18 protein-coding genes are annotated in these 18,436 nt (G+C 68.5%); 12 read left to right on the forward strand and 6 right to left on the reverse strand.

The window, feature by feature from the left end:
- Positions 1-191: 191 nt before the first annotated feature.
- Entirely contained in the window at positions 192-647 is a 456-nt protein-coding gene (locus ACIG5A_RS35505) for an AMP-binding protein (RefSeq protein WP_397248353.1), read from the reverse strand.
- 213 nt (positions 648-860) lie between these two features.
- The gene (locus tag ACIG5A_RS35510) at positions 861-1,562 is read right to left on the reverse strand and encodes a glycosyltransferase family 2 protein (protein WP_397248355.1); all 702 of its coding nucleotides are present in this window, start codon (positions 1,560-1,562) and stop codon (positions 861-863) included.
- 90 nt (positions 1,563-1,652) lie between these two features.
- Between ACIG5A_RS35510 and ACIG5A_RS35515 the strand changes: the two genes are divergently transcribed.
- On the forward strand, positions 1,653-2,867 hold the full coding sequence (locus tag ACIG5A_RS35515) for a hypothetical protein (RefSeq protein WP_397248357.1): 1,215 nt from the start codon (positions 1,653-1,655) through the stop codon (positions 2,865-2,867).
- Between the two features lie 96 nt (positions 2,868-2,963).
- On the opposite strand, the gene ACIG5A_RS35520 is transcribed toward ACIG5A_RS35515, so the two are convergent.
- Positions 2,964-4,070, reverse strand: a complete 1,107-nt coding sequence (locus ACIG5A_RS35520; protein WP_397248359.1) for an ABC transporter substrate-binding protein — start codon at positions 4,068-4,070, stop codon at positions 2,964-2,966.
- Between the two features lie 73 nt (positions 4,071-4,143).
- Complete coding sequence (locus ACIG5A_RS35525) at positions 4,144-4,935, reverse strand: VOC family protein (protein WP_397248361.1); 792 nt, start codon at positions 4,933-4,935, stop codon at positions 4,144-4,146.
- Between the two features lie 255 nt (positions 4,936-5,190).
- Between ACIG5A_RS35525 and ctaD the strand changes: the two genes are divergently transcribed.
- From ctaD to ACIG5A_RS35575, 10 genes are all read left to right on the forward strand, one after another.
- On the forward strand, positions 5,191-6,933 hold the full coding sequence (gene ctaD / locus ACIG5A_RS35530; protein WP_397248363.1) for a cytochrome c oxidase subunit I: 1,743 nt from the start codon (positions 5,191-5,193) through the stop codon (positions 6,931-6,933).
- Between the two features lie 147 nt (positions 6,934-7,080).
- Positions 7,081-8,304, forward strand: coding sequence for a phosphoserine phosphatase SerB (gene serB / locus ACIG5A_RS35535; protein WP_397249413.1), 1,224 nt, complete (start codon positions 7,081-7,083; stop codon positions 8,302-8,304).
- Positions 8,305-8,374: 70 nt separating this feature from the next.
- Complete coding sequence (locus ACIG5A_RS35540) at positions 8,375-8,818, forward strand: protease inhibitor I42 family protein (RefSeq protein WP_397248365.1); 444 nt, start codon at positions 8,375-8,377, stop codon at positions 8,816-8,818.
- Positions 8,818-9,711: an aminoacyl-tRNA hydrolase gene (locus tag ACIG5A_RS35545; RefSeq protein ID WP_397248367.1), complete on the forward strand. Its 894-nt coding sequence runs from the start codon at positions 8,818-8,820 to the stop codon at positions 9,709-9,711. Before ACIG5A_RS35540 ends, ACIG5A_RS35545 begins: the two co-directional genes overlap by 1 nt.
- Positions 9,712-9,913: 202 nt before the next feature.
- Entirely contained in the window at positions 9,914-10,111 is a 198-nt protein-coding gene (locus tag ACIG5A_RS35550; RefSeq protein WP_397248369.1) for a hypothetical protein, read from the forward strand.
- Between the two features lie 62 nt (positions 10,112-10,173).
- Positions 10,174-11,004 carry an ABC transporter ATP-binding protein gene (locus ACIG5A_RS35555; RefSeq protein WP_397248371.1) on the forward strand — a complete coding sequence of 277 codons (831 nt, stop codon included), beginning with the start codon at positions 10,174-10,176 and terminating at the stop codon, positions 11,002-11,004.
- A 104-nt stretch (positions 11,005-11,108) separates the two neighbouring features.
- The gene (locus tag ACIG5A_RS35560; protein WP_397249415.1) at positions 11,109-11,879 is read left to right on the forward strand and encodes an NUDIX hydrolase; all 771 of its coding nucleotides are present in this window, start codon (positions 11,109-11,111) and stop codon (positions 11,877-11,879) included.
- Positions 11,880-11,991: 112 nt separating this feature from the next.
- Positions 11,992-12,765: an enoyl-CoA hydratase-related protein gene (locus ACIG5A_RS35565; protein WP_397248373.1), complete on the forward strand. Its 774-nt coding sequence runs from the start codon at positions 11,992-11,994 to the stop codon at positions 12,763-12,765.
- Positions 12,766-12,923: 158 nt separating this feature from the next.
- Complete coding sequence (locus ACIG5A_RS35570; RefSeq protein WP_397248375.1) at positions 12,924-13,901, forward strand: methyltransferase domain-containing protein; 978 nt, start codon at positions 12,924-12,926, stop codon at positions 13,899-13,901.
- Positions 13,902-13,981: 80 nt separating this feature from the next.
- Complete coding sequence (locus ACIG5A_RS35575; protein ID WP_397249417.1) at positions 13,982-15,253, forward strand: class I SAM-dependent methyltransferase; 1,272 nt, start codon at positions 13,982-13,984, stop codon at positions 15,251-15,253.
- 275 nt (positions 15,254-15,528) lie between these two features.
- Here ACIG5A_RS35575 and ACIG5A_RS35580 read toward each other — a convergent pair whose 3' ends face one another.
- Positions 15,529-16,068, reverse strand: coding sequence for a DUF1697 domain-containing protein (locus ACIG5A_RS35580; RefSeq protein ID WP_397248377.1), 540 nt, complete (start codon positions 16,066-16,068; stop codon positions 15,529-15,531).
- Between the two features lie 54 nt (positions 16,069-16,122).
- Positions 16,123-16,872 carry an acyltransferase gene (locus ACIG5A_RS35585; protein WP_397248379.1) on the reverse strand — a complete coding sequence of 250 codons (750 nt, stop codon included), beginning with the start codon at positions 16,870-16,872 and terminating at the stop codon, positions 16,123-16,125.
- Between the two features lie 223 nt (positions 16,873-17,095).
- Here ACIG5A_RS35585 and ACIG5A_RS35590 point away from each other — a divergent pair, with 223 nt between their 5' ends.
- Positions 17,096-18,427: a PQQ-binding-like beta-propeller repeat protein gene (locus ACIG5A_RS35590; RefSeq protein ID WP_397248381.1), complete on the forward strand. Its 1,332-nt coding sequence runs from the start codon at positions 17,096-17,098 to the stop codon at positions 18,425-18,427.
- Positions 18,428-18,436 lie beyond the last annotated feature (9 nt).

Raw genomic sequence — 18,436 nt, forward strand, 5'->3', positions numbered from 1 at the left:
ACACGGCAAGTTCATTCTGAACCGGCGCGATGCGCACCGACGCGGTATTGCCGACACTGCGCCGCTGGCGTCAGGCCCGGAGGCGGCAGCTTGCGTAACCACGGAGGGCCCGCCAGCGGCGCCAAATCAGGCACTGCGCTCCCTATTCGGGGGGTGGGGCGGCGCAGTGCCGGCGCGGGTGGGATGTCTTGTCAGGCTGCGGCGATGGCCATGTCGTCGGCCGTCAGCGGTGCGTCGGAGCCGGCGAGGTAGCGCTGCAGGGTGGAGCGTTCGTCCAGGACGAGCCAGTCGATCGCGTCGTTCAGCTCGGCGCGCCGCGCCTTGGTGGTGACGCCGACGAAGGTGCCGAGTGCCGAGGATTCACCGGCGCCGACCGGCATCGCGATGGCGCCGATCTTGACGATGGCCCGCTCGGTCACCACGGCCTCGACCTGCGTGTCGATCGCCAGCGCGACGCGGGTGTTGCGGCCGACGCCGCGGCTGAGCAGCAGCCGGGCCAGGCGGTTGGACCAGCGGTCCAGCTCGCCGTAGGTGAGTTCGCAATCGGCGGTGGACACCACGACGGCGTTCGGATCGACGTCGGCGACCGGCTTCGGGAGGGGGAGCAGCCGGATGGTGGCCTCGAGCGATTCGTTCAGCGTGTGCATGTGCTGTCCTCTCGAAAGATTCGGTAGGAAGAGGGGTTTCTTACGCACCTCTTAATCTCCCGTTCGCGAGGGGAATCCAACAGCTACCCCAATGGTGGTGCCCCGACTCTCAGGGTGGGCAATACCGCACCCAAGGTGGGTAGGAAGATCAGCGTTCGGACGGTAGGGCGAACCAGCCAGGCCCGGCTCGAAGCGCGGCCACCCGCTGCTGAATCAGCGAAATCTGATCCCCCCCCCCTCGAAGAACGAGGTTTGGGTGGAGCGCTGCTGACGGTGCCTGCGGTAACGCAGGGTGACGGTGCCGACAAGCGCGCAGGGGCTCAGCGCCGCGGCGGACATCAAAAGGGCGGTGTCCTCCATGCCGTGCATCGCCGACCAGCCGCCCAGAGCGACCAGGAGATCCCGGCGCCACATGACGCCCGCGGGGTGGACGGGCAAGCGGCGATCGGCATCGCGGTCCCATGCGTCGAAGAGCACGCCGCGCGGCAGCAACCCGGCTGCGAACGGCAGCGGAAAGTCAACCAGCTCACCGGAACTCATCAAATCCCGGGCGGGCCCGACGGCGAAACCCGCGGTCGGATGGTGATCGAGTGCGTCGGCGAGTACGGCGAGCGCGGTGGGTTCGAGTTCGTCGTCCGCGTCGAGATTCTGAATGAGTGGCGCGGTCGCCCGGCCGAGCGCGACATTGCGGGCGATCGCCGGCCCCTCCCGGGTTCCGTTGACCGCCAACCGCGTTCGCGGATCGTCGGTGGCGCCGCAGGAGGTGAGCGCGGCGAGCACCGCGCTCGATCTCGGCCCGTCGACCTGGACCAGCCAGGTCCAGTCGGTGTGCGTCTGGTCGCGCAGCGAATGCCATGCGGCGGGCAGGTGGTGGGCATACGGTGCGTGCACCGCTGTGATCACCTCTACTCGCACGGTGTGAGTCTGCCACCGTGACGTGGGCCGTCCACCTGTGATAGGTAGTGATCTCGATCATTCGATGCGGGGCGGCAGGCAGGGGCAGGCATGGATCACACGCTGATCGAAGAGACGCTCGCGGCGTTGGTCGCGTCGAATTCGCGTGAGCTGGAACGGGATTGCGATCGGCTGGCGCAGCGCTACGTGGAAAGCCGGGTGGAGCCCCAGTTCGCGGTCCGCTCAGCGGATTTCGCCACCGATCCCTATCTCATTTGTGCGGACCGGTATTGGAACCTGCGCTTCACCGCGGAGCCGACCTTGCAGACCGCGGTCGAGTGTGCGGGCTGGCTGCGCGAGCATGTCGCGGCCGGTGCCCGTGCCGAGGTGCGCGAAAAGTGGGCGCTCGGTTATGCGTTCATCACCAGGGATTCGGTCGAATCGCTGGGCGAGATCGCCGATGCCACCGGTGATGTGGTGGCCAACGACGACAGTGAGTGCAGCCGAGCGTATTTCGCGACGCTCTACCACGCGGGGAAGTTGCGGGCGAACCGGCATTTCGACGAGCTGAACAGTTTTCTCGAGTCCTCGCCGCTGTCGAACGCCGCGGGGACGGCGCATCGCCGAGAGCCGCTGTTCGTCGCGATGCAGGCGTTCGCGGCGTTCGGGAGCAGGCGGATCACCCTGGAGCACGCCAAGAGCCTGTTCGACCGTGCGTGGCACTCGCCGCAGCGCACCCGCGAGACCGTCGACATCGCGCTGAACGCGATCGCGGTGAGCGTGCCGTTCGACGGCCAGGGGGAGATGTTGAAAGAGCGCGCGGTAGAGGCGATTTCGCGGTACCCGGACCGGACGCTGTTCCACTACCGGCTGGCCACCGGTCTGCACATGTGCGGAGAATACGACGCCGCGCTGGAAAGTATCGATGACGCGCTGCGGCTGCTGCCCGCCACCGGCTGGCGGGTGAGCCATGAGCTGCTGCAGGCGCAATACCTGACCAAGCAGGAAGCAATACTGCACGGGCGCATCGCGGCGCTGCAGGCGACGGCACAGCAGGAGCACGCGCAACGTCAGGAACGCGAACTCGCCACGCTCGCGGACACCATGCAGCGAACCGCGATCCGCGCGATCGAACTGGTATCGGTGTTCGCGGCAGTCATCGCGTTCGCGGTCGGCTCGCTGAACGTCTCGCTGAACGGGAATCTCCGTCTGGCCGAACGCTTGTGGATCGTCGCGCTGCTCGGTGGCGGACTCGTCGTTTTCGCGTTGCTCGTCGTCGGCGGCACCTGGCTGATCGTGCGACGGCCGACCGGGCGCGGCGACTGACGCCGCGTCCAGGTCAGCGAGGTTCGTCGAGCGCAGTCATATGGCCCCTGATTGCGGCGTGTCGCAGGGCCATTCGACTGCGCTCGGCGAATGAGGTCAGTCGGTGACGAATCCGTTGAGGGTGTCGCGGACGTCGGTGAGTACCGCGCGGGCGGCGGTGAGGCCGTTGCCGCGCCAGATGGTGTCCTCGACGACGAAGGTCCTGCGGTCGGTGGCCGCGCCGAGCTCCTTCCAGGTGTCGCCGCGCATCACCTTCTCGCCGTACTGCTTTCCGGGTTCGCCCGCGAACATGATGTAGATCAGGTCGCCCTCGACCTTGCTCGGCATGGCCGCGGTGGTGACGTCGAAGGTGGGGCCGCGCTGGGCGGTCGGGCGCTGCACACCCATATCGGCGAGCACCTGGCCCGCGAAGCTGTCGCCGCCCTGGACCTGGATGCCGTCGCCGGTGAAGCGGATGACCGAGGCCTGAGTCTGCCCGGCCAGCACCGCGTTTCCGATATCGCGCGCGTCGGTGCGGTAGCGCTCCAGCGCCTCGGACGCGGCGGTGCGCCTGCCGAGCGCGGCGCCGATGGCGCTGAATTCGTTCTGCCAGTTGCCCGGCCTGCCGACGAAGACGGTCGGCGCGATGGCCCGCAGCGCGTCGAAACCGGCGGTGGCGGTGGGCACATCGCCGATGATCACATCCGGGCGCAGTTCGGCGATCTTGGCGAGGTCTGGCTGCGCCGCCGGGCCGACGCTGGGAATGACCGCGATGCCGTAGCCGAGGTAGGACGGCTGCGGGCTCGGCCCGGTGAGCGTCGTCGCGCCGACCACCCGCTCCCACAGGCCGAGCGAGCACGCCGCGTCCAGTGCCGCGGTGGTGAGCACCACGATGCGCTGCGGATCCGCGGGCACGTCCGAGGAGCCCGCGACATGGTGCACGGTGCGGGTGGCGCCGTTGGACGGATCGGGCGCGGTCGGCAGCGCGCAGGCCTTGGCGGTGTCGCGCTCGAGCCCGATCACCCCGGCGCCCGCGATATTGGTGGTGGTGCGCACGATCGAACTGGCGTGATCCTTTTGACTGCACCCCGCGACGAGCACCAGCGCGGACAGCGCGACGACGAGGGCGCCCCTGCGCCGTGTCGCGCTGGTCCGTCGGGGGACCGCGCTGGTCCGGGCGGGGCTGGTGCGGAAACGGGTGCGAACGAGGGCGCTCACCGGCATGCGGGTGAGGGTACCTTGGGCCGCACGCCGCACCGGGTCGCCCCACCCGAACCGCGACGAGTGACGGTGCGCGTCAGATCTTGTTGCCGCCGATGCTGAACCGGGCGCCGGTCGGGTCGGCCACACCGGAAACCCGGCCGTACGGAGTGTCCATCGGCGGCATCAGCACGGCGCCGCCCAGCGCGGCGACCTGCTCGGTCGCCTTGTCGACATCCTCGGCGCCGAAGTACACGGTCCAGCTCGCGGGCGTGCCAGGCATGAGCACCGAGGTGTCCATCACGCCGCCGAGCATCGGGGTCTCGGCATGGATTGTGGTGTAACGGAATCCGCTGCCGTCGTCGAGGGCGAACGGGTCCTGCCAGCCGAACACCCCTCGGTAGAAGTCGAGCGCGGCGTCGTAGGCGCCGGTGTGCAGTTCGAACCAGGTCGGGATGCCTGCGTGCTCGCTCCAGTGCCCGCCGGAGGCGATGCCGATGGCCTCGAAACCCGCGGAAGTGCCTGCCTGCCATACACCGATGCCCGCGCCGCCGTTGTCGGCGAGTATCGCCATCGTGCCGACCTCACCCACCGCCATCGCGGGCACCACCACGGTGCCGCCGTGCGCCGCGGCGGCGTCGGCGGTGGCCGCGGCGTCGGCGGAGGCGAGGTAGATGGTCCACTGATCGGGGCCGTCGTCACCGTCCATCCTGCCCATCCCGCCCGCGACGGCCTTGCCGTCCTTACGGAAGGTGATGTAGCCGCCGAACTCCTCGCCGGCGCGTTCGGCGGTCCAGCCGAAAAGCTCGCCGTAGAAGGCGATGGCGCGATCGGGATCGGCGGAGTAGAGATCTACCCAGGTCGGATCGCCGGGCTTCGGTGTGGTCATGAGTGGCTCCTCGTGTGGTGGTAGGACCTGACACCCATAGAGACGGTGCGCGCGCGACGAATTCATCGCCGCGGCGGTAGCCTGGTCGGCATTCGATCAACGAAATACGACACAGAGTAGGACCCGTGCGGATTGCTGCGGCAGCACGGTTTACGATCTCAGAAGCGCAAGCGAACTGTCGTCTGTCTCGGTAACGGGACGGATTGCGAGCAGCGGAGCCTGCGGAGCGACCTAAAGGCACCTTCAGGAGGATCAGTGACTGCGGTAGAGCCCCAGCCAGTCCAGCAGTTGGAAGCGACTCGGCCCTATCCCGCGCGGACCGGGCCGAAGGGTTCTTATCTCTACAAGATGGTCACCACCACCGACCCCAAGGTGCTGGGCACCATGTACCTGGTGACCGCGATGAGCTTCTTCCTCGTCGGTGGTCTGATGGCGCTGCTGATGCGTGCCGAGCTGGCGCGTCCCGGCCTGCAGTTCCTCTCGCCCGAACAGTTCAACCAGCTGTTCACCATGCACGGCACCATCATGCTGCTGTTCTACGCGACCGCGATCGTGTTCGGCTTCGCCAACATCGTGCTGCCGCTGCAGATCGGCGCGCCCGACGTCGCCTTCCCGCGACTGAACGCGTTCAGCTACTGGCTGTACCTGTTCGGCGGCACCATGGCGACCGCGGGCTTCATCACCCCCGGCGGCGCGGCGGACTTCGGCTGGACGGCATACGTGCCGCTGACCGACATCCTGCACTCGCCCGGTGTCGGCGCCGACCTGTGGATCCTCGGTCTCGCCGTCTCCGGTCTCGGCACCATCCTCGGTGGCGTCAACATGCTCACCACCGTCGTCTGCCTGCGCGCGCCCGGTATGACCATGTTCCGCATGCCGATCTTCACCTGGAACATCGCCGTCACCAGTGTGCTTGTGCTGCTTGCCTTCCCGCTGCTCACCGCGGCGCTGTTCGGTCTGGCCTACGACCGGCACCTCGGTGGCCACATCTACGATCCGGCCACCGGCGGCATCCTGCTCTACCAGCACCTGTTCTGGTTCTTCGGCCACCCCGAGGTGTACATCATCGCGCTGCCGTTCTTCGGCATCGTGTCCGAGATCTTCCCGGTCTTCTCGCGTAAGCCGATCTTCGGTTACACCACCCTGGTCTACGCGACGCTCGGTATCGCGGCGCTGTCCATCGCGGTGTGGGCGCACCACATGTACGCCACCGGCGCCGTGCTGCTGCCGTACTTCTCGTTCATGACCTTCCTCATCGCGGTCCCGACCGGTGTGAAGTTCTTCAACTGGATCGGCACCATGTGGCGCGGCCAGCTCACCTTCGAAACACCGATGCTGTGGTCGATCGGCTTCCTGGTGACCTTCCTCTTCGGCGGTCTGTCGGGCGTCATCCTGGCCTCGCCGCCGCTGGACTTCCACGTCACCGACTCGTACTTCGTCGTCGCGCACTTCCACTACGTGCTCTTCGGCACCATCGTGTTCGCCACCTTCGCCGGCATCTACTTCTGGTTCCCGAAGATCACCGGCCGGATGATGGACGAGCGCCTCGGCAAGTGGCACTTCTGGGCCACCTTCGTCGGCTTCCACACCACCTTCCTCGTCCAGCACTGGCTCGGCGCCGAGGGCATGCCGCGCCGCTACGCCGATTACCTGCCGTCCGACGGCTTCTCGACGCTGAACACCATCTCGACGATCGGCGCGTTCATCCTCGGTGCGTCGATGCTGCCGTTCATCTGGAACGTCTTCAAGAGCTACCGCTACGGCGAAGTGGTCACGGTGGATGATCCGTGGGGCTACGGCAATTCGCTGGAGTGGGCGACCACCTGCCCGCCGCCGCGGCACAACTTCTACGAGCTGCCGCGCATCCGGTCCGAGCGTCCGGCATTCGAGCTGCACTACCCGCACATGGTCGAGCGGATGCGCGCCGAGGCGCACGTCGGCTGGGGTTCGGGCAAGCACGCCACCGACGTGCACGAGGGTGCCGCGGTCGCCAAGTAGCATCTGGCAACGAACTAGCATTCAGGATTGACGAGTGTGCACCTGCTGGTGACCAGCGGGTGCACACTCGTTTGTGGAGACAGACAGCACGGCCCAGTCAGCGACAACGGCGTCCAGCACAGGAACGGCTAACCCGATTTGGAGCACATCATCGTGGCCGACACCACCGTTCTCGTCACCGTCACCGGGCCCGACCGGCCCGGTGTGACGTCCGTGCTACTCGCGGCCATGTCGCGTCATCACGTGAGCCTGCTCGATGTCGAGCAGGTGGTCATCCGCGGCAGGCTGACCCTCGGCGTGCTCGTCAGCTGCCCGAACGATCCCGAGGCGCTGCAGGACGAGCTCGAAGAGGCGATGAACACCGTCGGCATGCACGTCGATGTCGAGGTGGACGCGGAGATCGGCAGGCAGCCGATGTCGACGCACGCCGTGGTGATCCTCGGCAGCCCGGTCACCGCGCGCGCGTTCAGCTCGGTCTCCCGGCAGCTCGCCGCGCTCGGCGCGAATATCGACACCATCCGCGGCATCGCCGACTATCCGGTCACCGGCATGGAACTGCTGGTCACCGCGACCGATACCGGCGCGGACACCGACTCGCGGCTGCGCACGGCGCTGGCCGAGGTCGCGGTCGCCGAACAGGTCGACGTCGCGGTGGAGCGGGCCGGGCTGGCCCGGCGGGCCAAGCGGCTCATCGTGTTCGACGTCGACTCGACGCTGATCCAGGGCGAGGTCATCGAGATGCTCGCCGCGCACGCCGGGGTGGAGGAGCAGGTCCGCCAGGTCACCGAGGCCGCGATGCGCGGCGAGATCGACTTCGCCGAATCGTTGCGCCAGCGGGTGGCCACGCTGGCGGGGCTGGACGCGTCGGTGATCGATCAGGTCGCCGAGCGGATCGAGCTGACGCCCGGCGCGCGCACCACCATTCGCACGTTGCGCCGGATCGGTTTCCGGTGCGGTGTGGTCTCGGGCGGTTTCCGTCAGGTCATCGAACCGCTGGCACACGAACTGGAACTCGACTTCGTCAAGGCCAACACCCTGGAGATCAGGGACGGCAAGCTCACCGGCCGGGTGGTCGGCGAGATCGTCGACCGCGCGTTCAAGGCCACCGCGCTGCGCACCTTCGCCGCGGAGGCGGGTGTGCCGATGGAGCAGACCGTCGCGGTCGGTGACGGCGCCAACGACATCGACATGCTCAATGCCGCCGGGCTCGGCGTCGCCTTCAACGCCAAGCCCGCCCTGCGCGAGGTGGCCGACGCGGCGCTGTCGCACCCCTACCTGGACGCGGTGCTGTTCATCCTCGGCGTCACCCGCGACGAGGTGGAGGCGGCCGACGCCCGCGACGGCGGCGTGCGGCGCGTGCCGCTCGGCTGAGCGGGATGGCGCGGTCGTCTCGGTACGCTCGCTGAAGTTGATCATGGTCATTTCAGCGATCGGAGGATGTATGCGTAGGTCCCTGGTTGTGCTGCTACTCGGATTGACTCTCGCCGCATGCGGTAAGGACGACGGCGGCTCCGGCGCGGCGGCGTCGAACGCGTCCCCGTCCAACGCGGGCCAGACGTCGGTGACGGTGACCGACGCCGACAACGGCCAGGAACGCCAGCTGCTCGCGGGACAGAAGCTGATGGTGACACTGCCGTCGAATCCGTCGACCGGCTACTCGTGGACGGTGCTCGATCTCGACCCGACCGTGCTGAAGCAGGAGGGTGACCCCGAATTCCGCGCCGATCCGAAGGTACCGGTCGCCCCGGGCTCCGGTGGCTTCTCCACGTGGACGTTCGTCGGCAATGCGGCCGGAATCACCCGGCTGAACCTCGACTACGCACGGCCGTGGGAGCAGGGTATGGAACCGGCACAGAAGTTTTCGCTGACGATCAAGGTGGAGTGATGTCGAGTATCCCGGAATGCGGCTGCCTCCGACTCCGCTGGCGCTCCGCTCCGGCCCGGCGCGAAGCGACCTCCGGCCGCTGCGATGCCGGGCTCCGGGACGAGCAGGCCGACAACCGATCGGATATCCAGGGATTCCGCGTCCGGCACGCGGAGCTTGCGCGCGGTTACGGCGGTGTTGTTTCGAGCGACCCGCAAGCGATCGCTAGCGGCGCGGGCGATCCCGACGATCCGGCCATGGTGCAGGCCATGCAGATGGTGCTGCACCTGCCCAAGGCGGATCCGCCGCGGCGCAGCGCACTGCTGGCCGCGTCGGCGGCCGCGTCGGTGGCGGTATGCCTCGACGAGCGCGTCGGCCCGGACGGCGAGTGGGCGCCGCGGTATCTGGCCTGGAAGCGTTCCCGAATTCGCAAGGTGGCCAGGCGGGCACGCAACGCGCAGTGGCTGGCCGCGAACGAGGTGGACGGCGTCACCGTCGAGATCGATGGCGCGCAGGCGCGAGCGCTGGTGCCGGGCCCGGTCGGCGCTATCGATCCGCGCATCAGGCGGCTGCAGATCGGCGGCACCGACCTCGAACACGACGACCCGGGCCCGGCCGATCCGGACCTGCCGGTGCTGTGGGTGAATTCGAGCCTGGAGATGACCCTCGGCAAGTCGGCGGCCCAGGTCGGGCACGCGAGCATGCTGCTCGCCGCCGCGCTGCCGGTCGAGCGGGCTTGGCACTGGGCACAGCGTGGATTCGGCTGTTCGGTGCGTGAAGCCGATGCCGGACAGTGGAATTCGCTGACCGGGCTGGTCGGGCGCGGCGGTGCGGCCGCCGTGCGCGACGCCGGTTTCACCGAGGTCGCGCCCGGTTCGATGACCGTCATCGCGGTACCCGCCGAGTCTTGGTGAACAGGGGTGGCCGCGGGGGCGATAACGGGTGTGGTGACCGCAATGTCCGCCATTGTCCGGGATAGATCTGCGCAACCATGCGTCCGGCGCTTGTAATTGGGTATGACTTTGGGCAACTCCACCGAAGTCGCTGGGATCTGGGCCGACGCATCGGCTCGGCTCGTCGCCACGGTGGAATCGTTCGATGGGAAGGACCACGGTCATGACGACAGTGCTGGTGATCCTCGCCGTATGGGCGGTGGCTTCAGTTCCGATCGCTTTGATCGTGGCGCGGCTGTTCCGCTCGTCGGGCCCCGATGACCCAGAACGTCCGGATCCACCGCGCCACAAGCCCGCTCGGCCGGATTCCCTGCAGCACGACGACGAATACCTGGCGGGTCCTGGGCCGCGCATCCATTGAGGGGCCCGACACGCTCGCCGTACCCCGCCCGCGTTGGCGGCACCCCACCGGGGTGGGCCAAGATGGAGCGCGTGTCGCAACCCGATCCCGATCTGCTCATCGATTTCTCCGACGTCACCATCCGGCGTTCGGGCCACACCCTCGTCGGTCCGGTCAGTTGGCAGGTCGAGTTGGACGAACGCTGGGTCGTGCTCGGCCCCAACGGCGCGGGGAAGACCTCGCTGCTCCGCATCGCCGCCGCCGAAGTGCATCCGACCTCCGGTATCGCCCATCTGCTCGGTGAGGTGCTCGGCAAGGTCGACATCAGCGAGCTACGCCCGCGCATCGGATTGTCCTCGGCGGCCGTGGCCAGCCGGGTACCGCGCGACGAGAAGGTCAGCGATCTGGTGGTGTCGGCGGGCTATGCCGTACTCGGCCGCTGGCGCGAGCGTTACGACGATATGGATACCGACCGCGCCATCGACATGCTGGAAAGCCTGGGCGCCGAACATCTTTCCGACCGCACCTACGGCACCCTCTCCGAGGGGGAGCGCAAGCGGGTGCTCATCGCCCGTGCGCTGATGACCGACCCGGAATTGCTGCTGCTCGACGAACCGGCCGCCGGACTCGATCTCGGTGGCCGCGAGGAACTGGTGGAGCGCCTCGGCGATCTGGCCTCCGATCCGGACGCGCCCGCGATGGTGCTCGTCACCCATCACGTCGAGGAGATCCCGCCCGGCTTCACCCACGGCATGCTGCTCAACGAGGGCGAGGTGGTCGCGCAGGGGCTGCTCACCGACGTGCTCACCTCGGAGAACCTGAGCAGCGCCTTCCGCCAGTCGATCACGCTGGACAAGGTCGACGGGCGCTACTTCGCCCGCCGCTCCGCCAAGGCGGGGCGCCACCGCGGTTGAGTTCGTCGTCCGGACCCCGGGCTTGACGGCGTATAGCGGCCGAGGGCAAGGTGCAGAGTGTGAGTGAGACAACTGTGCCGTCGCCCAAGGACGCGTCGACGGTGATGCTCGTGCGCGACGGCGCCGCGGGTCCCGAGGTGTTCCTGCAGCGCAGGGTCGGTGCGATGGCGTTCGCCGCCGGCATGACGGTATTCCCCGGCGGCGGTGTCGATCCGTCGGACGGCACCGCGGAGATCGAGTGGGCCGGACCCGAACCCGCGTGGTGGGCCGAACGTTTCGCGACCACCGAACCGCGCGCCAAGGCGCTGGTGTGCGCCGCCGTGCGGGAGACGTTCGAGGAATGCGGCGTGCTGCTGGCCGGTCCGACCCCGGGCACCGTCGTCTCCGACACCGCCGGATATCACGACGCGCGCGGCCGCCTGGAGCGCCGCGAGGTGTCGCTGGCCGCCTTCCTCGCCGAGGCGAATCTGGTGTTGCGCGCGGATCTGCTTCGGCCGTGGGCGAATTGGATCACCCCCGAGCTGGAGCCGCGCCGCTACGACACCCGGTTCTTCGTCGCGGTGCTGCCCGAGGGGCAGCTGGCCGACGGCGCGACCTCCGAGGCGGCCGAGGTGCAGTGGCGCACACCGGCCGACGCGCTGGATCGGTGGCGCGCGGGCACCGACATCCTGCTGCCGCCGACCTGGTCGCAGCTGGACGTGCTCGATCGATTCGGCTCCACCGCCGACATTTTCGCCGCCGAGGTGGCGATCGACCCGATCATGCCCGAGCTCACCGAGGTGGACGGCGGATACGTGCTCGCCTTCCCCGACAGCGCGCGCTACTTCGCCGACCTGCCGAGCGACAGCCGCCTCAAGGGCTCCGCACGCAACTGAGTTCCCGCACACCCGTTGATTTCCCGCACACGTCATCGCAGGCGATTCGGTGCGCGGGAGTCGAGGGGTGTGCGTTTGTGGCGGGTGCGCCGGTGCGCGGTAGCGTGCGTCCATGGCCGAATTCGTGACCCTAGAGATGCCACAGGGCGATGCGCGCGGCGTCGCCGTGCTCCGGATCGACCGCCCGCCGCTGAATCTGCTGAATCAGCAGGTGGTGAGGGAGGTGGCGGAGGCGGCCGCCGAGGTTGCCGGGAGCAGCACCGTGGCCGCACTGGTCGTCTACGGCGACGAGCGGGTCTTCTGCGCGGGTGACGATCTCGCCGAACTGGCCGGGCTCGGCCAGGAGCAGGCTACTGCGATGGCGGCCGATCTCCAGGCGGCCCTGGGCTGCCTGGCCAAGGTGCCGCAGCCGACGGTCGCGGCGATCAGCGGCTACTGCCTCGGCGGCGGACTCGATCTCGCGCTCTCGGCGGATCGGCGCATCATCGGCGACAACGTCAAACTCGGTCTGCCGCAGATCAAGGCGGGGCTGATCCCGCTCGCGGCCATCCGCCGGCTCGCGCTGCTGATCGGGCCTGGTCCCGCGAAGGATCTCGTCTACACCGGTCGTTTCGTCGAACCGGACGAGGCGAAGGCGCTCGGCCTGGTCGACGAGGTGGTCGCCCCCGACGACGTCTACACCGCCGCCATGGCGTGGGCGCGTCAGTTCGCCGACGGACCGGCGCGGGCACTCGCCGCGGCCAAGGCGGTTTTCGAGGCGGGCCCGCACGGCCACGAGCGTGCCAAGTCCGAATGGGCCGAGCTGTTCGCCACCGAGGACCGCGCCATCGGCCTGCGCTCCTACCTGGCCGACGGCCCCGGTTCCGCCGCTTTCACGGGCCGCTGATTCCCGGCGATCGGCACACCGACCGAATGGTCTGATTCGCCGCCGGGCGTAGATCGCCTGATCGGAACGTGTTCACAGTTGGTCAACGGTCCGGAAAGATCGCCAATGACCGGGCCGATTGCTGGCCTCATCTGGGGATTTATGTAGGCTTGCCGACCATGACGGTACGTCCCGATGACCCCGCGCCGAACCCGCACGCCACCGAGGCCGAGGTCGAAGCAGCGCTCAAGGATACGAAGCTCGCCCAGGTGCTCTATCACGACTGGGAGGCCGAGACCTACGACGACAAATGGTCCATCTCCTACGACGAGCGCTGTATCGATTACGCCCGCGGCCGGTTCGACGCCGCGGTCGGCCCGGCGGCGCTGCCGTATGAGCGCGCGCTCGAATTGGGTTGTGGCACCGGCTTCTTCCTGCTGAACCTGATGCAGGGCGGCGTCGCGAAGTCGGGTTCGGTCACCGACCTCTCGCCGGGCATGGTGAAGGTCGCGCTGCGCAACGCGCAGAACCTCGGGCTCGACGTGGACGGCCGGGTCGCCGACGCCGAAACCATTCCGTACGAGGACGACACCTTCGATCTGGTCTGCGGGCACGCGGTGCTGCACCACATCCCGGATGTCGAACTGGCGCTGAAGGAATGCCTGCGGGTGCTCAAGCCGGGCGGGCGCTTCGTCTTCGCGGGCGAGCCGACCACGGTGGGCAACTTCTACGCCCGCTGGCTCGGCCGGATCACCTGGAAGGCCACCACCACCGTCACCAAGCTGCCGACGCTGGCGGGCTGGCGGCGGCCGCAGGAGGAACTGGACGAGTCCTCGCGTGCCGCGGCGCTCGAGGCGGTCGTCGACCTGCACACCTTCGATCCGGCGGACCTGGAGTCGATGGCGCGCTCGGCAGGCGCCGTCGACGTGAAGGCGACCACCGAGGAATTCGCCGCCGCCCTGTGGGGCTGGCCGGTGCGCACCTTCGAGGCCGCCGTGCCCGCGGACAAGCTGACCATGGGCTACCGGATGGCGATGTACCGCGCGTGGCTCGGGCTGAGCTGGGTGGACGAGAACGTCATGCGCCGCGTCGTGCCGCGCCAGTTCTTCTACAACGCCATGATCACCGGTGTGAAGCCCGGCGGTTCCGCGAAGTAGTGGGCTACGGCTTCAGCCGCGAGGACGTCACCTATCTCGCGAGTGCGGCGGGCGCCGCCGCACTCGCCGAGGTGGATCGGCTGGAGCTGACTCCGGCGACGCACCTGCGCGATCTGGCACGGGTGCGTCGCGAGGCCGGCGACTCGGCGGCGGCGCTCATCGAGACGGTCCAACTGCGCCGCAAGGCGGGCGCCAAACTTCTCGACGCGTCGGCCTGGCTGTTCACCGACGACGCACTGCAGCAAGCGACCCCGACCCTGGTCGCCCGTGCGCGCGCCGCCCGGTTGGCCGGGCGAGCGGTGCACGACGTCACCTGCTCGATCGGCGCCGAACTCGCCGAGCTGGCCAGGGTCTGCCCAGCGGTAGTCGGCAGCGACCTGGACGAGGTGCGGTTGTCGATGGCCGCCCATAACCTGGCACCGCACTGGGTGCCGCTACCCGGTCCGGATTCGACTGGGCACCTTGCTGATTCGGTATCGGACGCACAACCTGGGGCCGCGTTCGCCCGGGGTGACTCCGGCTCCAGCGCGAATGCGGGCGCGGCCGATCCGGCGCAGCCGACGATCGTGCGGGCTTTCGGCGGTCATCGGTCCGCGGCAGGAAATGTGGTGCTGGCCAAGGCTGATGCGCTGGTGCCGGTGAGTGCCGGCGCGGTGGTCATCGCTGATCCGGCGCGGCGGGCGGATGGTCGGCGCACGCACGATCCGGCGAAGTTGCAACCGCCGCTGCCGGATCTGATTGCCGCGTATCCCGGGCGCGATCTCGTCGTGAAGTGTGCTCCCGGTTTGGATTTCGACCGCCTGGACTGGTCCGGTGAGATCGAGGTGGTGTCGCTCGACGGCGCGGTGCGCGAGGCGTGCCTGTGGTCGGCCGGACTCGCCGATTCGTCGGTCACCCGCCGTGCGTCGGTTCTCACCTCCGCGGGTGCATCGTTCACCCTCACCGACGCCGATCCCGACGACATCCCGGAACAAGCGCCGGGGGAGTGGATCGTCGACCCCGACGGTGCGGTGGTCCGCGCCGGTCTCGTCCGCCAGTACGCCGCGAAACACGGCCTGTGGCAACTGGATCCGCACATCGCCTACCTCACCGGCGACCGCGTCCCCGACGGCATGCGCGGCTTCCGCATCATCGACCGCCTCGAACTCCGTGAGAAAACCCTGCGCCAGGAACTGGCCCGCCGCGACTGCGGCGCCCTCGAAATCCTGGTCCGCGGCGTGGACATCGATCCCGACGCGCTCCGTAAACGCCTGAAGCTCCGCGGCGTCAACCCCTACACGCTGGTCATCACCCGAATCGGCCGCAACGCCGCGGTGTTCCTCTGCACCCCGCACCGCACCTCCGCCACATGATCCACGGCCCCGCGCACCGATCTCACCGCCGCGCACGATTTCTTGCCACAACCGCTGCGCGGCGCTGAACTCCGTGCGCCGGACTGGGATCAGTGCGCAGCATCCGGGACTACAGCGTCGCGGCGGTCGCGCCCGACTCGAGCACGCTTTGCCCGCGGCAAGCGTGGGCGACCCTCGTGCCGCGCACCGATCTCATCGCCGCGCACCAATTTCTGTCGCAATCAATGCGCGGCGTCGAGGTTGACGCGCCGCGGCAGCAGAGCCTTCGATGGTAATCAGGCTTCCATCTTCTTGACGATCTTCTGGACCGTGAGCCAGGTGCGGGTGGTGATGTCCTTGCCGTACTGCTTCTCCAGCCAGACCATCCAGTCGGGCGTTTTGGGGTCGCTGTTGTCGATGACGGCGAGGAAGGCGCGGGCGGGTTTGTCGTAGCCGATGATCCGGGTGGTCGGGTCGTCGGTTTCCGACGGCAGGGCCTTGGGTGCTTTGTGCTTGAAAAACGTTGCGATGAGATACGTTTCGCGGCAGTGGGTCAGGCCGTCGAACGGGTCGGTGTCCAAGAGGGTGCGCAGTTCGTCGTAACCGCGCACGATGGTGCCGCCGGGAATGCCCAGCTCGCGGTTGAGCGCCTGCTGAATCGTGTCCTCCAGCGCGGCGATATCGGTCTCGGTACTGCGGAACACGACATTGCCGCTGGCGAGCACCGACGCGACGCCTTCGAAGCCGAGGCCCTCGAACACCCCGCGCAGCTTGGCACCGGTCATATTCGGGTTGCTCGGCATGATCCCGCGCAACAGCGCCGCGTACCTGTTCATAGGGGTGACCGTACCGAGTGCGGCCGACATCCCGGCGCACCCGGTGCGTCCCTGCTAAGCCTTGGTCGCGGCACCATTCTTCTTACGCTGGATATCCTCCAGCGCGGCAAGGTATTTCGCCCGATCCTCGGCGCCCGCCTCCCAGGCGGCCTTGCGGTTCTTGACCACCTTGGCGGGCGCGCCGACGGCAATGCTGTAATCCGGGATCTCCCCCTTGACCACCGCGTGCGCGCCGAGCACACAGCCACGGCCTACGCGGGTCTCACGCAGCACGGTCACCTTGGCGGCGATCCAGGTGTCAGGACCGATGCGGACCGGGCTCTTCACGATGCCCTGATCCTTGATCGGCATGGTGATGTCGTCCATCTTGTGGTCGAAGTCGCAGATGTAGCACCAGTCCGCGACCAGCGTCGACTCACCGATCTCGATGTCGAGGTAGGTGTTGACGACGTTGTCCTTGCCGAACACCACCTTGTCGCCGATGCGCAGCGAACCCTCGTGGCAGCGGATGGCGTTGCCGTCACCGATGTGCACCCACCGGCCGATCTCCATCCGGCCCAGCTCGGGGGTCGCGTGGATCTCCACATTGCGGCCGAGGAAGACCATGCCGCGCAACACGATATGCGGATTGGCCGCCTTGAACTTGAACAGCCGGTAGTAGCGCACCAGATACCAGGGCGTGTACGCGCGGTTCGCGAGCACCCAGCGCAGCGACGACGGCGTCAGAAATCGCGCCTGCTGCGGATCCCTGCGGCGCGATCCGCGCCACCGCGAGCGCAGCGGTGCGCCCCACATGCTCGTCACGGACGGTCTCCTGTCGTGGTCTTTCGGGTCGCCGCCCACCTCGGCCGCGACGGATAAGAGCGTAACCGCCGCGGCGACACCGGCGGGACTCGCACACCCATGCCACGGCCCCTCCCGTACAGTGACTCCTGCGTCGGCGACGGCGCCTCGAACCCGCCACGCGGACACCCGAGCAAACAGGGGGCCGACCGAAGCGTGGCCGACGACGGAGGAGAGCAGCAGGGTGCGAAGCGGCGGCGTGCTGGGTGGTTCCGTTCGGCGACCCGCCCGGCGGCGGGCAACCGTAGCGCTGGCCGCGATCGGGCTGCTCGTGCTATCCGGTTGCGGCACCGATGTCGACGACATCACCGTCGGGCCTGGCAAGGGCTGGCCCGCCTCGCACCATGACGGCCGCAACAGCGGAACGACCGCGGTCGCCGGTGCGCGCAAGACCACGCTGAGCTGGTCGCGACCGCTCGGCGGGCAGATCTCCGAGGCGGTGACGATCGGCGCCGACGGGCAGATGTTCATCTCCACCCGCGCGCCGAGGTGCGCCATCGCCTCGTTCCAGATGCGCACGGGCCGTAAGCGATTCTGCAACGATCTCGGACCGAGCACCTATGCCGCGCCGACCGTGGTCGACGGCGCGACCAATGTGTATGTCGGCGACGACGGCGCGGTGAACTCCTTCAACTACCTCGGGCAACCGCGCTGGCGCACGCCGGTCGCCGGTGTGCCGGTGTCGGTGCAGTTCACCGGCGACGGAAACCTGTTGACCATCACCCAGACCGGCCAGGTCGACGTGCTGTCGCGGCAGACCGGCGAGCGCGTCGTCCCCACCACGCAGCTGCTCGGTGAGCCCGACTTCCTCGCCTACCCCGAACTGACCCGCCCGGCCTCCGGCGTCGGTCTCGACGACTGCGCGACCGGCGGGCCGCTGTGCCCGGTCGCGAATATCGCCGCGGTCGACCCGGATTCGGGCAGTTTCTACCTCACCGTGTGGAAGCCGGGTAAGCAGGCCGCCTCGCTGATCGCGATGCGCTATCGCGGCACCAAGCTCGAACAGCAGTGGAGCGCGGACATGCTGACCGGCGGCAGTGCGACCAGCCCCGCCCTGTCCGCCGACGGCAAGACCCTCTACCTCGGTGACAACAGCAAACGACTGATCGCGGTGAACACCGCCGACGGCAGCACCAAATGGACGCAGCCGCTGGAATGGGCCCCGCGCGGCGGGATTTCGGTCTCGTCCGACGGCCTGATCATCCCGGCCGGCGACGACGGCTATCTGCTCGCGCTGCGCGACAAGGGCGACAGCGTCGAAACCGCGTGGGAGCGTAAGGATCTCGCCCTGCGCGGCACCCCGGTACAGACCGCGGGCGGTATCGGCTACACCACGGCGGCCATCGGCGACGGCCTCAACCTCATCACCTTCGACACCAAGACCGGCACCACCGACGACTCGGACGTGCTGCCGGGCGCCAAGGGCAGCACCACCGGCACGTCGATCGGCGCCAACGGCGAGGTGATCGTCGCAACCCGCATCGGCGAACTGTTCGTCTTCAAACCCGAGAACTGAGCCGGGCTC

Source organism: Nocardia sp. NPDC052566 (assembly GCF_044547285.1).
In the GTDB taxonomy this organism is placed as follows: domain Bacteria; phylum Actinomycetota; class Actinomycetes; order Mycobacteriales; family Mycobacteriaceae; genus Nocardia.

Excerpts from the sequence above, each read along its gene's own strand:
- ACIG5A_RS35570 (WP_397248375.1), top strand. The coding sequence starts at position 12,924 with ATGACGGTACGTCCCGATGACCCCGCGCCGAACCCGCACGCCACCGAG.
- ACIG5A_RS35555 (WP_397248371.1), top strand. The coding sequence starts at position 10,174 with ATGGAGCGCGTGTCGCAACCCGATCCCGATCTGCTCATCGATTTCTCC.
- ACIG5A_RS35525 (WP_397248361.1), bottom strand. The coding sequence starts at position 4,935 with ATGACCACACCGAAGCCCGGCGATCCGACCTGGGTAGATCTCTACTCC.
- ACIG5A_RS35505 (WP_397248353.1), bottom strand. The coding sequence starts at position 647 with ATGCACACGCTGAACGAATCGCTCGAGGCCACCATCCGGCTGCTCCCC.
- ACIG5A_RS35515 (WP_397248357.1), top strand. The coding sequence starts at position 1,653 with ATGGATCACACGCTGATCGAAGAGACGCTCGCGGCGTTGGTCGCGTCG.
- ACIG5A_RS35550 (WP_397248369.1), top strand. The coding sequence starts at position 9,914 with ATGACGACAGTGCTGGTGATCCTCGCCGTATGGGCGGTGGCTTCAGTT.
- ACIG5A_RS35520 (WP_397248359.1), bottom strand. The coding sequence starts at position 4,070 with ATGCCGGTGAGCGCCCTCGTTCGCACCCGTTTCCGCACCAGCCCCGCC.
- ACIG5A_RS35565 (WP_397248373.1), top strand. The coding sequence starts at position 11,992 with ATGGCCGAATTCGTGACCCTAGAGATGCCACAGGGCGATGCGCGCGGC.
- ACIG5A_RS35580 (WP_397248377.1), bottom strand. The coding sequence starts at position 16,068 with ATGAACAGGTACGCGGCGCTGTTGCGCGGGATCATGCCGAGCAACCCG.
- ACIG5A_RS35545 (WP_397248367.1), top strand. The coding sequence starts at position 8,818 with ATGTCGAGTATCCCGGAATGCGGCTGCCTCCGACTCCGCTGGCGCTCC.
- ACIG5A_RS35540 (WP_397248365.1), top strand. The coding sequence starts at position 8,375 with ATGCGTAGGTCCCTGGTTGTGCTGCTACTCGGATTGACTCTCGCCGCA.
- ACIG5A_RS35560 (WP_397249415.1), top strand. The coding sequence starts at position 11,109 with ATGCTCGTGCGCGACGGCGCCGCGGGTCCCGAGGTGTTCCTGCAGCGC.